Here is a 13,380-nt window from a genome sequence, read left to right on the forward strand (position 1 = left end):
TCCCGTCAGGATGGGGATACGAAAGCCCCGTCCGATTGTATAGCCTTCAGATCCTCGGGCCGGTCCACGTCGTGCAGACGGGATGGTGGAAGGGACACAAGCGTGGGTGAGGCTGCGCGCAGCAACGCGCCCGCCCCCCGGTCGCCGGTCAACGCCGTCAGGTCCGAAAGCCATGCGCGCGGGAAGATAACCGGGGGCATCATCACCCCGTCAAGAACCGCACAGGCCGGTCGGGACGGATCGGTTGCCAGCAGCCGGTCGACATCCCCGGCGGTCAGATCCGGCATGTCGCCCAGAAAGACCGCCAGACGGTCCACTGCGCCAAGACGCGACACGGCGGCGGCAAGGCTGTCGCCCTGCCCCCCGGCGGGAATGCGGTGCGTGCTCACCCCCTCCGCCTCGATCACGGGCCGCACGGCGTCGCTGGACACAACCGCCAGACGTTTGGGAAAGCGCGCCACCAGCCGGGCGGCATGGCAGACCATCGGCACACCGCGCACAGGGGTCAGAAGCTTGTCCTCTGCCCCGAACCGCCGCGACGCGCCGGCCGCCAGAAGAACGGCGCCAAGGATCATCGGCGCGCGGCGGTCAGAACATCCGCCAGAACGCCCACCGCCAAGGTGCGCGCGTCACGGGCCGAGGGGATGGTGCCGAACGGATCGGCCATGCGGTCGATCTGCCCCTCCGGCACCCCGGCGGCGATCAGCGCCGCGCGCCGCCGCGCCCGCGCCTGAAAGCTGCCCTGCGCCCCCACGTAAAAGGCGGGCGAGGCCAGTGCCGTCGTCAGGATCGCCGGTTCCCAATCGTGGTCGTGAAAAAACAACGTGACGGCGGTCCGGTCATCGATCGCCACCCCATCGGGCCAGCCGGGCGACAGCAGCGGCGTCGTCGCGAGGTCGGATGGCATGTCGGTGACATCGGGCGAAAACACCTCGACCAGATAACCGGAGGTGCGGGCCAACGAGGCGAAGGTCGCGGCCTCCGGCCCCTTGCCGAAGACCAGATGACGAATTTCGGGCAAGATGCGCAGGGTCAGGCCGTCCGCCTGCGGGGCCGTCGCCAGATGCCCATCCCGCCCCACGGACAGAACCGCCGCCTGCCGTGCGCGCAGGGCGGCGGCGATGCCCGACAACACGGCCCGATCCGGCGCGGGCACGATCAACACGTCCAAGCCCCCACCGCAGGGCAGCGCCAGATCGACGAAGGCCGACCCGCGACCATAGCGCAGAACCTCGGGCCGATCCGCCGCTTCGGCCCGCAAGGCGACGTCCTGATCGATGCAGCCGGAGGAAAGCGATCCCGTCCGCCTCCCGTCCGCCCCGATCGCCATGGCCGCCCCGACGGGCCGATAGGACGGCCCCTCCACCCCCACGATCATCGCCAGCCGCGCCCCGTCCTCGCACAGCGCGGCCAAGGGCATATCGCCCTCGGGCAGGGCGATGATCGGGGCGGGGTGGCCACCGTCCATCATGCGGCCGGCAGATGGTCGATCAAGCGGTCCACCGTCACCGGGTAATCGCGCACGCGGACGCCTGTCGCATCATGCACCGCGTTGGCAATCGCCGCCGCGACGCCGCACAGGCCCAACTCGCCAATCCCCTTGGCCTTCAACGGCGACGAGTTCGGATCGTCGGCGTTCAGGAAGATCACCTCCTGCACCGGGATATCGGCATGGACCGGCACCTCGTATCCCGCCAGATCGTGATTGGCGAAGAAGCCTTGGGTGACATCCACCTCCATCTTCTCGCTCAGCGCGGCGCCAAGGCCCATGGTCATCGCTCCGATCATCTGGCTGTGGGCGGTGACGGGGTTCAGGATGCGGCCCGCATCGGCAACGGCCAGCATCCGGCGCACCCGCACCTCGCCCGTGACGGCATCCACCCCCACCTCCACGAAATGGGCGGCGAAGGTGGCAAGCTCGTATTCCTTCGAGCGGAAATCACCGAACTCCATCTTGTCCTCGGCCACGATCTCCCCCTCGGCGGCCACTTCGGCCAAGGTGCGGGAGACGTTCCCGTCGGTTACCAGCCCGTCGCGGAAATCCAAGGCGTCGGGTTGCGATCCGATGCGCCGCGCCACCGCCTCGCGCAGGGCGATGCAGGCGGCATAGACGCCGCCGGTCGCACTGACCGCGCCGAATTGTCCGCCCGACCCGGCCGACACCGGGAAGGAGGAATCCCCCAGACGCACCTCGACCGCGCCCAGCTCCACCCCCATCATCTCGGCCGCCGTCTGGCCAAGAATGGTATAGCTGCCGGTGCCGATGTCGGTCATGTCGGTTTCCACGATCAGACGCCCGTCCGGCTGCAACCGAACCCGCGCCCCGGAGGGCATGACGGGCGAGCCGCGATACGCCCCCGCCACGCCCTGCCCGATCAGCCAGTTCCCGTCACGGCGTGTGGCCGGTGCGGGTCGGGACGCGTCCCAGCCGAATGCCTCCGCCCCCCGTTCCAGACACTCGATGAAATGCCGGTTGGAAAAGGTGCGGTCCGGGTCTTCCGGCACGGTCTGCGTGTCGTTCAGGATGCGGAACTGCACGGGATCGACGCCTGCGGCCTCTGCCGCCTCGTCTATCGCGATTTCCAGCGCCATCAGACCCGACGCCTCGCCCGGCGCGCGCATCGCATTCGCTTCCGGCAGGTCCAGCGTCGCCAACCGGTTCACCACCAGACGGTTGTCCCCGGCATAGAAATAGCGGGTCTGGTTCGTCGCATCCTCGCCATCGCCGTCCGGCAAGGTGCCGGAGGTGTTGTCATGCGCGATTGCCGTGATGCGCCCATCCGCGTTCATCCCGATGCGCAGGCGCTGGATCGTGGCCGACCGGTGGGTGGTGTTGTTCATCATCATCGGACGGGGCAGCGCCACCTTCACCGCGCGCCCCACCTTGCGGGCCGCAAGGGCGGCCAGAACCGCATCGGCCCGCAGGAACAGCTTTCCGCCGAACCCGCCGCCGATATAGGGGCTGTCGATCCGCACCTTGTCCTTGGGCATCTCCAGCGTGTTCGCCAGACCCTTCTTGCCCCAGGCAATCATCTGGTTGGAGGTCCAGACCGTCACGGCATCCCCCTCCCACGCCGCGATGCTGGCATGGGGTTCCATCATGGCATGGGACTGTCCGGGCGTGGTATAGGTCTGATCGACCGTCACCGCCGCCTTGGCGAAGGCCGCGTCGAAATCGCCGACGGTCTTTTCCAGCGCGACCTCGGTGTCGGCCGCCTCCATGTCGAACCGCCCCTTTTCGGGCGCGTAATCGACGACGATGGCCTGGGCGGCGGCGCGGGCCTGTTCGAACCCTTCGGCCACGACCACGGCGATGGCCTGATGGTAATGCCGCACCTCGTCCCCCCCGAACAGCGACGTGACGTTGTTGCTGTCGGTGGGCAGGGCGTCCATGTCGAGCGTGGTCAGGATATCGACCACACCCGGCATCGCGCGGGCCGCGGTCGTGTCCATCGACCGGATGCGCCCCTTGGCGATGGTCGCCCCAAGGGGATACCCGATCAGCTGATCCGGGGCCACGTCATGCCGCTCATAGGCATAGGGGGCGCGTCCGGTGACCTTCAGCGGCCCTTCGATCCGCGGATGCGGCTTGCCCAGAACGGTCATACGGTCGGCGGGGGTGCCGCCTGCGGGTTTGTCGAATTTCATCTTACGCCCCTTTCAGCAGGTCGGACGCGATCCGGCCCGCCAACGCGAGTTTGAACTTGTTGTCTTCCGTGGGGGTCGCGCCCTTGAAGGTCTCGGCCAGAAAGGCGTCCACATCGGGCAGCAGGTTTTCCGCCGCCTCCACCCGCCACGGGCGCGGGGCCATTCCGCCGAACGCCATCTGCGCCGTGCCGTCGGGCTGCACGATGGCCGCTACCGACACAAGCGCGAAGGCATAGGACGCGCGATCCCGCACCTTGCGATAGGTCTGCACCCCGCCCACGGGCGGCGGCAGCGTCACATGGGTGATGATCTCACCCTGTTTCAACGCCGTCTCAATATGCGGCGTGTCCCCCGGCAGGCGGTGGAACTCCCCCAAGGGGATGTCCCGCGTGGCCCCGGTGGCGTCCGCCACGGTCACCACCGCGCCCAGCGCGCGCAAGGCCACGGCCATATCGCCGGGATAGGTGGCGATGCACGCCTCGCTGACACCGATCACGCCCAATTGCCGGCTGGCCCCCGTCTGCGCCGCGCATCCCGATCCGGGGGTGCGCTTGTTGCAGGCCATGCCCGTATCATAGAAATACGGACACCGTGTGCGCTGCATCAGGTTCCCGGCGGTGGTCGCACGGTTCCGCAACTGCCCCGAGGCCCCGGCCACGATGGCGCGCGACAACACTGGCCAATCCTTACGCACCCGCGCGTCCGCCGCCAGATCGGTGTTGCGCACCAGGGCGCCGATCTTCAGACCGCCATCGGGGGTCGTCTCGATCCCGTCCAGATCCAGCCCATTCACGTCGATCAGATGGGCGGGGGTTTCCACCCCGATCTTCATTAGGTCCAAAAGGTTGGTGCCCCCGGCGATCACCTTCGCCTCGGGCCGGTCCAGGATCATCGTCGCGGCCTCTGCCACCGAACCTGCGCGGTCGTAGGAAAACGCCCTCATGCCCCAGCCTCCACCGAACGCAACGCCGCGAGGATGTTGGCATAGGCGCCGCAGCGGCAGATGTTCCCGCTCATCCGCTCCTTGATCTCGTCATCCGTCATCTCCACCCGGTCCAGATTGGCGGATACGTGGCTGGGAACCCCGGCGCGGATCTCTTCCAGCATCGCCTTGGCCGAACAGATCTGACCGGGCGTGCAATAACCGCACTGATACCCGTCATGCTCCACAAAGGCCGCCTGCAGCGGGTGCATATCCTCGGGCGTTCCAAGTCCCTCGATCGTCGTGACCTCATCCCCTTCATGCATCACGGCCAGGGAAAGGCAGGAGTTCATGCGCCGCCCGTTCACGATGACGGTGCAGGCCCCGCACTGCCCGTGATCGCAACCTTTCTTGGTTCCGGTCAGGCGCAGATGCTCGCGCAGGGCGTCCAGCAGCGTTACGCGCGGGTCGAGGGTAAGGTTCACATCCTTTCCGTTCACGGTCATGCGAACGGCGGTTGGGGCTGCGGTGGTCATGGCTGGCCTCCTGAAATTCGGGCTGGCGATTGGGGCGATGAATTCGGGGCGAAATCGCCCTTTTCACAAGGTGAACGTGACCGGGCGAACACGGTTCCCGTCAATCGCGTGAATCCCAGGGAACCGGATGCCCCCGGCCCCTGTTCATACCCCATCGAACCGCTGGGCGGCCAAGATAAACGATGATCCGGCGGCGAAAAACGAAGGGGCACGGCAGACGGGCGCATCGCGTCCCGATGTCACGAGTGGAGCGAACACAATGATACACGCACCGATAGAGATAAGCGCCGCGCGCGTGCTTGTCGTCGAGGATGAGCCTCTGATCGCCATGCTTATGGAAGATTACCTGAGCGATCTTGGATATTCCGTCATCGGTCCCGCCCGCGGGGTGAGCCAGGGCCTCTCGCTCTTGCAGGCCGAGGCGGTGGATTTCGCCGTTCTGGACGTCAATCTGGCAGGCGAGGTCTCTTTTCCCATCGCGGATGCCCTGGCGGATCGCGGAATCCCCTTCATCTTTGCCAGCGCAAACAGCCGCGCCTGCCTGACCCCGCGGCATTGCGACGCGCCGATGCTGGGCAAACCCTTCGCCTTGGCCGATCTGGAACGTGTTCTGGGCGGCGCGGACCTTCATCACGTCTGAACGGTTGTCGGCGGGGGTTCGCTCGTCTAATCAGGGGGAAACGGAAGGTTCCCATGCGCATCCTGATCACGAACGACGACGGCATCGCCGCCCCCGGCCTGAATGCGTTGACCGAAATCGCCCACACCCTCGCCGGACCCGAGGGTGAGGTGTGGACCGTGGCCCCCGCCTTCGAACAATCGGGGGTCGGCCATTGCATCAGCTATACCCACCCCACCCTGATTTCCCGCCTGGACGACCGCCGCTATGCCGCCGAAGGCAGCCCCGCCGATTGCGTTCTGGCCGCCATCCATGAGGTGTTCGGCGGCGACAAGCCGGATCTGATCCTGTCGGGCGTCAATCGCGGCAACAACGCGGGCGAAAACGTGGTCTATTCCGGCACCGTGGGCGGCGCGATGGAAGGGGCGCTGCAGGGCGTGCCCTCCATCGCCCTGTCGCAATACATGGGCCCCGCCACGCGCGCGCTGGACGATCCCTTCGAGGCCGCCCGCATCCACGGGGCCGATGTGATCCGGCGCCTGCTGGATCGCGGCATCTGGGACGAGGCCGCCTATCGCATCTTCTACAACGTGAACTTCCCGCCCGTGGCCGCCGCCGATGTCAAAGGGTTGCGCGTCGCGCCGCAGGGCTTCCGCACCGGCAGCCATTTCACGACCGAACCGCATCTGTCCCCCTCGGGCAAGCCGTTCTTCTGGATCAAGGGCGGTGCGCAAGGACCGGCCGAACCGGGCAGCGACGTGACCCTGAATCTGGAGGGATACGTCACCGTGACGCCTTTGCGCTGCGATTTGACCGCCCATGACCGCCTGAAGGATCTGGAGGCCGCGCTGGCATGACCGACCGCGCGGAGGACATCGCCGAACGCAAGATGCGCTTTCTCTACGCCCTCCGGTCGAAGGGGGTGACCGATGGCCGCGTCCTGACCGCGATGGAGCGGGTGGATCGCGGTGCCTTCGTCCGCGGCCTCTTCGCCGAACGCGCCTATGAGGATACGCCCCTGCCCATCGCTTGCGGGCAGACGATCAGCCAGCCGTCCATCGTCGGGTTGATGACGCAGGCGCTGGCCATCGCCCCGCGCGACCGCGTGCTGGAGGTGGGGACCGGCTCGGGCTATCAGGCCGCCGTTCTGGCGGGGCTGGCGCGGCGCGTCTATACCATCGACCGTCACCGCCGCCTTGTGCGCGAGGCGGAGGAGACGTTCCGCACCCTCGGCCTGTCCAACATCACCGCCTTTACCGGCGACGGAAGCCACGGCCTGCCCGATCAGGCGCCGTTCGACCGCATCCTTGTCACCGCCGCCGCCGAAGATCCGCCCGGCCCCCTTCTGGCCCAGCTGAAGGTGGACGGTATCATGGTCGTGCCCGTGGGGCAGACCGACGCCGTGCAGACCTTGGTCAAGGTGGTGCGGACCGAGGCGGGGTTCGAATATGAGGAACTCCGCTCGGTCCGGTTCGTGCCGCTGGTCGAAGGCCTTGCGGCAGACTAAAACGGCGGCACGCCGCCATGCGTAAGAGGTTGCCCATGAAAAGATCCCGCCCCCTTCTGGCCCTCTCGGGTCTTGCCCTGATGGCCGCCTGCGCCGCCCCGCAGGACTGGGACCTGCGCCCCGGCCTGAACACCGGCGGCGCGGCTCAGGGGGCCACGCAGGCCCGCCCGCAGCCCGACGCGCGCGGGGTCATCAGCTATCCCAACTATCAGGTCGTGATCGCGGCACCGGGGGAAACCGTCGGCGCCATCGCGGCCCGCATCGGCGCAAGCGCCGATCAGATCGCGCAATACAATGCCATCGCCCCCAACGCCCCACTGCGCGGGGGCGAGGTGATCGCCCTGCCGCCGGGGGCCACGGCCGAAATGGCGTCCCCCATGGTGGGGGGGCCGGTGGCGACCGGCATCCAGACCTCGGGGATCGAGACGACGACCCTGGCCCCCACGCCGGGATCGGCCCCCGCCCCCACGGCCACATCGGGCGCGCAACCGGCGCAGCACCGCGTGGCACGGGGCGAAACGGCCTATTCCATCGCGCGCACCTACAACGTCTCGCCCAAAGCGCTGGCGGAATGGAACGGGCTGGATGACAGCCTGTCGCTGCGCGAAGGCCAGATGCTGATGATCCCCGTGGCCTCCAACACACCGCCCACCCAGACCGCGTCGGCCGCACCGGCCCCGGTCCCGGCCGCGACGCCCCCGGCCCCCGCGCCTGCGCCCGCCGCCAATTCGACCCAGTTCGCCATGCCCGCCAGCGGCAGCATCATCCGCCCCTATGCCAAGGGCCGGAACGAAGGGATCGACATCGGCGCCGCCGCCGGGTCGAACGTGGTGGCCGCCGCCGACGGCACCGTGGCCGCCATCACCCGCGACACCGACCAAGTGCCGATCCTGGTCATCCGCCACCCGGGCGATCTTTTGACCGTCTATGCGGGCATCGACAATGTGAAGGTGGAACGCGGCGCATCGGTATCGCGTGGGCAGTCCATCGCCACGGTGCGGCAGGCCAGCCCCGCCTTCCTGCATTTCGAGGTGCGCAAGGGGTTCGAGAGCGTCGATCCCGCCCCCTATCTGCAGTGAACCTGCGCGGGGTCGCTACAGCGCGACCCCGTGCCGTGCGGCAAGGTCGGTGAAGAACTGCCACGCGACCCGGCCCGACCGTGCGCCGCGCGTGGCCTGCCACTCGATCGCCTCCGCCCGCAGGGTGGCCTCGTCCACCCGCAGACCGTGTTCGGCGCAATAGCCGCGAATCATCGCCAGATAATCGTCCTGCGAACAGGGGTGGAAGCCCAGCCACAGCCCGAAACGGTCGGAGAGTGACACCTTCTCCTCCACCGCCTCGGACGGGTTGATTGCGCTGGACCGTTCGTTCTCGATCATGTCGCGCGGCATCAGGTGGCGGCGGTTCGACGTGGCATAGAGGATCACGTTGTCCGGCCGCCCCTCGATCCCGCCATCCAGCACCGCCTTCAGCGATTTGTAATGCTGGTCGTCATGGCTGAAGGACAGGTCGTCGCAGAACAGGATGAACCGCCGGTCGGGGGCCGCGCGCAAAGCGGTCAGCAGGCGCTGCACGCTGGGCAGATCCTCACGCGCGAGTTCGACCAGCGTCAGGGGCAGCCCCTCCGCCCGGATCGCGCCATGGATCGCCTTCACGAGCGAGCTTTTCCCCATCCCCCGCGCGCCCCAAAGCAACGCATTGTTGGCCGGCAGACCTTGGGCGAAATGGCGGGTGTTGGCCAAAAGCGTGTCGCGCGCGCGGTCGATCCCCACCAGCAGCGAAAGATCGACGCGGGCCACGCGGGCCACCGGCTCCAATCGGTCGGGGGCCGTGTGCCAGACGAACGCCTCCGCCGCGCCCAGATCGGCGGGTTCGGGCGGGGGTGGGGCCAGACGCTCCAGCGCCGCCGCGATCCGCTCCATCTCGGTCATCGCTTGGCCGAATCCGTCACATCGGTGCCGATCTCCTCATCCTCGAACCACAGGCCCTCGGCCCGCAACTCCGCCTCCCGCCGCTTTTCGATGCGGCGGATCAGGAAGATCGACACCTCATACAAGGGATAGACGGCCCCGAACAGGATCACCTGGCTCATCATGTCGGGGGGCGTGGCCACGGCCGACAGGGCCAGGATCGCGACGATCGCGTATTTCCGCACCGACACCAGCCCGGCGGAGGAGATGATCCCGGCCTTGCCCATCAGCGTCAGCAGAACCGGCAGCTGGAAGCACAGGCCGAACGCCATGATGAACTTCATCGTCAGGCCCAGATATTCCTGCGCCGAACCCTGGAACACGATCCCCGCATGGGCGGCGCGGTCCACCACCTCGCCCACTTGCGGGCTTGGCGGGGCGTTCTGCGCCTGCTGGAACGTCAGGAAGAAGTCGAACGCGATCGGCAGAACCACGTAATAGCTGAACGCCGCCCCCAGAAAGAACATGACGGGCGAGGCGATCAGGAACGGCAGGAAAGCCGACTTTTCGGACCGGTAAAGCCCGGGCGCGACGAAGCGCCAAAGCTGGAACGCGATGATCGGAAAGGCCACCACCAGACCGCCGAAAAAGGCGATGTTGACGGAAACGAAGAACCCTTCCTGCAGCCGGATCATGATCAGACCGCATTCCTGCCCGCGTTTGGCCAGCGCGTTGCACACCGGAAAGGACAGGAAGTTGAAGACCTGGTTGGCGAAGGGAAACACCAGGCAGACGGCGGCGATATAGGCAGCCAACGCCCAGATCACGCGCGAGCGCAACTCCTTCAGGTGCTCGATCAGCGGGGCGCTGCTGTCGTCGATGTCGTCTGCGCTTTGGGTCATGCCGTTGGGCCGTTCATTTCTTGGGGGTCGGACGGCGCGGCACGGCGCGACGGCGGGGGCTTTCGGTGAACATGGCGCGACGCCGCACGGCCTTGGGCCGCGCCCGCACGGCGGGGGGCGGCACCGGCACCTCTTTCGGCGGCGGCATGACGGGTGCGGCGGTCACCGAGGCGGCGCTGTGACGGATCTCCTCCGCCTCCACCGCCTTCTTGACCGAGGCATCGCGCGACGATTTCAGCGGATCCCAGCTTTCGAACTTGGTCGCCGCGTTGCGCATCGTGTCAAGCCCCATGGATTTGGGCGACGCGATCTTGCGCAGATCGCCCGCCACGTCATGGACGCCCGATTCCTTGGCCGCATCCTCCATCGCGTGCGAAAACTCACGCGCCATGGATTTCGCCTTCGATGTGAAACGCCCGATCTGCCGGAACATGTCGGGCAGATCCTTGGGACCGACCACGATCAACGCGATGGCCCCGATCAGGACAAGCTCACTCCATCCGATGTCGAACATGCGTCAGAGGTTCTTGCTGCGCTCACGCTCTTCGGGCGTCACGTCGCGCGCGTCGGTGGCGCGCTGCGTCTCGATCTCGTTGTCGCCCTCCTTGATGCCCTTCTTGAACGAGGTGATGCCCTTGCCCACCTCGCCCATCAGCGAGGACACCTTGCCCCGCCCGAACAGCACAAGAACGATCACGGCAATCAGCAGGATGCCCGGAAGGCCGATATTGTTCAGCATGTCGCCACTCCCCAATGTCGAAACGACGTGAATTGATACAGCCCATATCTAAGGGCATCGGGGCCGCGATAACAGCCCCTTTCGCGCGCCCCATCCTCACATTTCAAAGGCTGAGATTCGCGGCCCCCCCGTCGATCAGGATGTTCTGGCCCACGATGAACCGGGCATGGTCGGAACACAGGAACGCGCACATCGCGCCGAAATCCTGCGGCCGGCCATAGGTGCGGGCGGGGATCGTCGCCTCACGCCGGGCGCGCGCCTCATCCTGGGTGATGCCGTCGGCGGCCATCACCCCGGCATCGAGCGAGGCGGAACGGTCCGTCGCGTGGATGCCCGGCAGCAGATTGTTGATGACCACCCCATGCGGCGCGACCTGCCGCGAGGTTCCGGCGACATAGCCCGTCAGCCCCGCCCGCGCGGAATTGGACAGGCCCAGTTGCGGGATGGGCGCTTTCACCGACCCGGAGGTGATGTTGACCACACGCCCCCAGCCCCGTTCGATCATGCCCGGAAGCGCGCCCTTCATCAGCGCGATCGGGGCCAGCATGTTGGCGTCCAGCGCGCGGATGAAATCGTCCCGGTCCCAATCGGACCACATTCCGGGGGGAGGTCCGCCCGCGTTGGTCACGAGGATATCGAACGGCCCCGCCGCCAGAACCCGGCTCTGCCCCTCGGGGGTCGTCACGTCGCAGGCAACCGTCGTGACCCGCACGCCGAACCGCGCGCGAATGTCGGCGGCGGCGGCCTCCAGCGCCTCGGCCCCGCGCGCGTTCATCACCAGATCGACGCCCGCGTCGGCCAGCGCCTCGGCGCAGCCGCGCCCCAACCCCTTGGACGATGCGCAGACCAACGCCCGTTTGCCGCGAATACCCAGATCCATGTCTCACCTCCGTTTTCGGGCACGCTAGCAGATGGACGGGGGCATTCCCATCAGGTAAAGGCAGGCCATGTTGGACAATCGCCCCACCCTTCCGCCCGAAATCGCCCGCCGCCGGACGTTTGCGATCATCTCGCATCCCGACGCGGGGAAAACCACGCTGACCGAGAAGTTCCTGCTGTTCGGCGGCGCGATCCAGATGGCGGGACAGGTCCGCGCCAAGGGCGAGGCGCGGCGCACGCGATCCGACTTCATGAAAATGGAGCAGGATCGCGGCATCTCGGTCTCCGCCTCGGCCATGTCGTTCGAATTCGGCCCCTACCGCTTCAATCTGGTGGACACGCCCGGCCACAGCGACTTCTCCGAAGACACCTACCGCACGCTGACGGCGGTCGATGCGGCGATCATGGTGATCGACGGCGCGAAGGGGGTCGAATCCCAGACGCGCAAGCTGTTCGAGGTCTGCCGCCTGCGCGACCTGCCCATCCTGACCTTCTGCAACAAGATGGACCGCGAATCCCGGGACGTGTTCGAGATCATCGACGAGATTCAGGAAAACCTCGCCATCGACGTGGCCCCCGCCTCGTGGCCCATCGGCATGGGACGTGAGTTCGTCGGCGCCTACGACCTTCTGCACGATCGGCTGGAGATCATGGACCGCGCCGATCGCAACAAGGTGGCCGCATCCATCAAGATCAGCGGTCTGGACGATCCGAAGCTGGCCGACCACATCCCCGCCGACCTGCTTGCCAAGTTCCGCGAGGAGATCGAGATGGCGCGCGAACTGCTGCCCGCCTTCGACCGTCAGGCGTTTCTGGAAGGCCACATGACGCCAATCTGGTTCGGGTCGGCCATCAACTCGTTCGGCGTGAAGGAATTGATGGACGGCATGGGCGAATACGGCCCCGAGCCGCAGCCCCAGACCGCCAAGGAACGCCAGATCGACAGCGCCGAGACAAAGGTCGCGGGCTTCGTGTTTAAGGTGCAGGCCAACATGGACCCCAAGCACCGCGACCGCGTGGCCTTCGTCCGCCTCGCCTCGGGCCATTTCGAACGCGGGATGAAGCTGCTGCATGTCCGCTCGAAAAAGCAGATGGCCGTGTCGAACCCGGTCCTGTTCCTTGCCGCCGACCGCGAACTGGCCGAAGAGGCCTGGGCCGGCGACATCATCGGCATCCCGAACCACGGACAGCTTCGCATCGGCGACGCGCTGACGGAAGGCGAGGCGCTGCACTTCACCGGCATCCCCAGCTTCGCGCCCGAACTGCTGCAGGGCGTGCGCGCGGGTGATCCGATGAAGGCAAAGCATCTGGAAAAGGCGCTGATGCAGTTTGCCGAGGAAGGGGCCGCCAAGGTTTTCAAACCGGCCATCGGATCGGGCTTCATCGTGGGCGTCGTGGGCGCGTTGCAGTTCGAGGTTCTGGCCAGCCGGATCGAACAGGAATACTCGCTTCCCGTGCGGTTCGAACCCTCGGGCTTCACCTCCGCCCGCTGGGTGCAGGGGCCCAAAGCGGCGGTGGACGCGCTGGCGAACGTCAACAAAGGGCACATGGCCACCGACAGCGACGGTGACATCGTCTTTCTGACCCGCCTGCAATGGGACATCGACCGCGTCGTCCGCGACCACCCCGATGTCAAGCTGACGGCCACGAAGGACATGATGGTCTGACGCCATCCACGAAAACTTGACCGCTGTGGGGAAATAGGATAACCCCACGGC

15 protein-coding genes are annotated in these 13,380 nt (G+C 67.0%); 5 read left to right on the plus strand and 10 right to left on the minus strand.

Translation table 11 applies throughout. The annotated features are described in order from the left end of the window. Positions 1–5: 5 nt before the first annotated feature. Genes MU449_RS10015 through MU449_RS10035 form a run of 5 tightly spaced genes read right to left on the minus strand, consistent with a single transcriptional unit; the run spans position 6 to position 5,106 of the window. The gene (locus MU449_RS10015) at positions 6–575 is read right to left on the minus strand and encodes a nucleotidyltransferase family protein (RefSeq protein WP_244737920.1); all 570 of its coding nucleotides are present in this window, start codon (positions 573–575) and stop codon (positions 6–8) included. Further along, positions 572–1,471: an XdhC family protein gene (locus MU449_RS10020; protein WP_244737922.1), complete on the minus strand. Its 900-nt coding sequence runs from the start codon at positions 1,469–1,471 to the stop codon at positions 572–574. The genes MU449_RS10015 and MU449_RS10020 overlap by 4 nt, the downstream gene beginning before the upstream one ends. After that, positions 1,468–3,648, minus strand: a complete 2,181-nt coding sequence (gene paoC, locus MU449_RS10025) for an aldehyde oxidoreductase molybdenum-binding subunit PaoC (protein WP_244737923.1) — start codon at positions 3,646–3,648, stop codon at positions 1,468–1,470. The genes MU449_RS10020 and paoC overlap by 4 nt, the downstream gene beginning before the upstream one ends. Before the next feature lies 1 nt (position 3,649). After that, positions 3,650–4,591, minus strand: coding sequence for an FAD binding domain-containing protein (locus MU449_RS10030; protein WP_244737925.1), 942 nt, complete (start codon positions 4,589–4,591; stop codon positions 3,650–3,652). Further along, positions 4,588–5,106 carry a 2Fe-2S iron-sulfur cluster-binding protein gene (locus MU449_RS10035; protein ID WP_244737930.1) on the minus strand — a complete coding sequence of 173 codons (519 nt, stop codon included), beginning with the start codon at positions 5,104–5,106 and terminating at the stop codon, positions 4,588–4,590. The genes MU449_RS10030 and MU449_RS10035 overlap by 4 nt, the downstream gene beginning before the upstream one ends. Positions 5,107–5,401: 295 nt before the next feature. On the opposite strand from MU449_RS10035, the gene MU449_RS10040 reads away from it, so the two are divergent. From MU449_RS10040 to MU449_RS10055, 4 genes are read left to right on the plus strand one after another with little or no spacing between them, the layout of a single operon-like run. Then, a complete protein-coding gene (locus MU449_RS10040) occupies positions 5,402–5,746 on the plus strand; it encodes a response regulator (protein WP_244737932.1) in 345 nt (114 codons plus the stop codon). 53 nt (positions 5,747–5,799) lie between these two features. Beyond that, positions 5,800–6,582 (plus strand): 5'/3'-nucleotidase SurE, encoded by a 783-nt coding sequence (surE, locus tag MU449_RS10045; RefSeq protein WP_244737933.1) that lies wholly within the window; start codon positions 5,800–5,802, stop codon positions 6,580–6,582. After that, complete coding sequence (locus tag MU449_RS10050) at positions 6,579–7,232, plus strand: protein-L-isoaspartate(D-aspartate) O-methyltransferase (protein WP_244737938.1); 654 nt, start codon at positions 6,579–6,581, stop codon at positions 7,230–7,232. The genes surE and MU449_RS10050 overlap by 4 nt, the downstream gene beginning before the upstream one ends. A 35-nt stretch (positions 7,233–7,267) precedes the next feature. Next, entirely contained in the window at positions 7,268–8,311 is a 1,044-nt protein-coding gene (locus tag MU449_RS10055; protein WP_244737940.1) for a peptidoglycan DD-metalloendopeptidase family protein, read from the plus strand. Positions 8,312–8,326: 15 nt separating this feature from the next. Here the strand turns inward: MU449_RS10055 and MU449_RS10060 are convergent, their stop codons facing one another. The 5 genes from MU449_RS10060 to MU449_RS10080 all read right to left on the minus strand — a co-directional run bounded on the left by MU449_RS10060 (position 8,327) and on the right by MU449_RS10080 (position 11,663). Next, on the minus strand, positions 8,327–9,163 hold the full coding sequence (locus tag MU449_RS10060) for an ATP-binding protein (protein ID WP_244737941.1): 837 nt from the start codon (positions 9,161–9,163) through the stop codon (positions 8,327–8,329). Then, positions 9,160–10,044, minus strand: coding sequence for a twin-arginine translocase subunit TatC (gene tatC / locus MU449_RS10065; RefSeq protein ID WP_244737947.1), 885 nt, complete (start codon positions 10,042–10,044; stop codon positions 9,160–9,162). The genes MU449_RS10060 and tatC overlap by 4 nt, the downstream gene beginning before the upstream one ends. 13 nt (positions 10,045–10,057) lie before the next feature. Next, entirely contained in the window at positions 10,058–10,558 is a 501-nt protein-coding gene (tatB, locus tag MU449_RS10070; RefSeq protein ID WP_244737953.1) for a Sec-independent protein translocase protein TatB, read from the minus strand. 3 nt (positions 10,559–10,561) lie between these two features. Then, positions 10,562–10,783, minus strand: coding sequence for a twin-arginine translocase TatA/TatE family subunit (locus MU449_RS10075; RefSeq protein ID WP_244737958.1), 222 nt, complete (start codon positions 10,781–10,783; stop codon positions 10,562–10,564). 103 nt (positions 10,784–10,886) lie between these two features. After that, on the minus strand, positions 10,887–11,663 hold the full coding sequence (locus MU449_RS10080; protein WP_244737959.1) for an SDR family oxidoreductase: 777 nt from the start codon (positions 11,661–11,663) through the stop codon (positions 10,887–10,889). Positions 11,664–11,730: 67 nt separating this feature from the next. On the opposite strand from MU449_RS10080, the gene MU449_RS10085 reads away from it, so the two are divergent. Continuing rightward, complete coding sequence (locus MU449_RS10085; protein ID WP_244737960.1) at positions 11,731–13,329, plus strand: peptide chain release factor 3; 1,599 nt, start codon at positions 11,731–11,733, stop codon at positions 13,327–13,329. The last annotated feature ends 51 nt before the right edge of the window (positions 13,330–13,380 follow it).

Source organism: Falsirhodobacter halotolerans (assembly GCF_022899245.1).
Taxonomy (GTDB): Bacteria; Pseudomonadota; Alphaproteobacteria; order Rhodobacterales; family Rhodobacteraceae; genus Falsirhodobacter; species Falsirhodobacter halotolerans.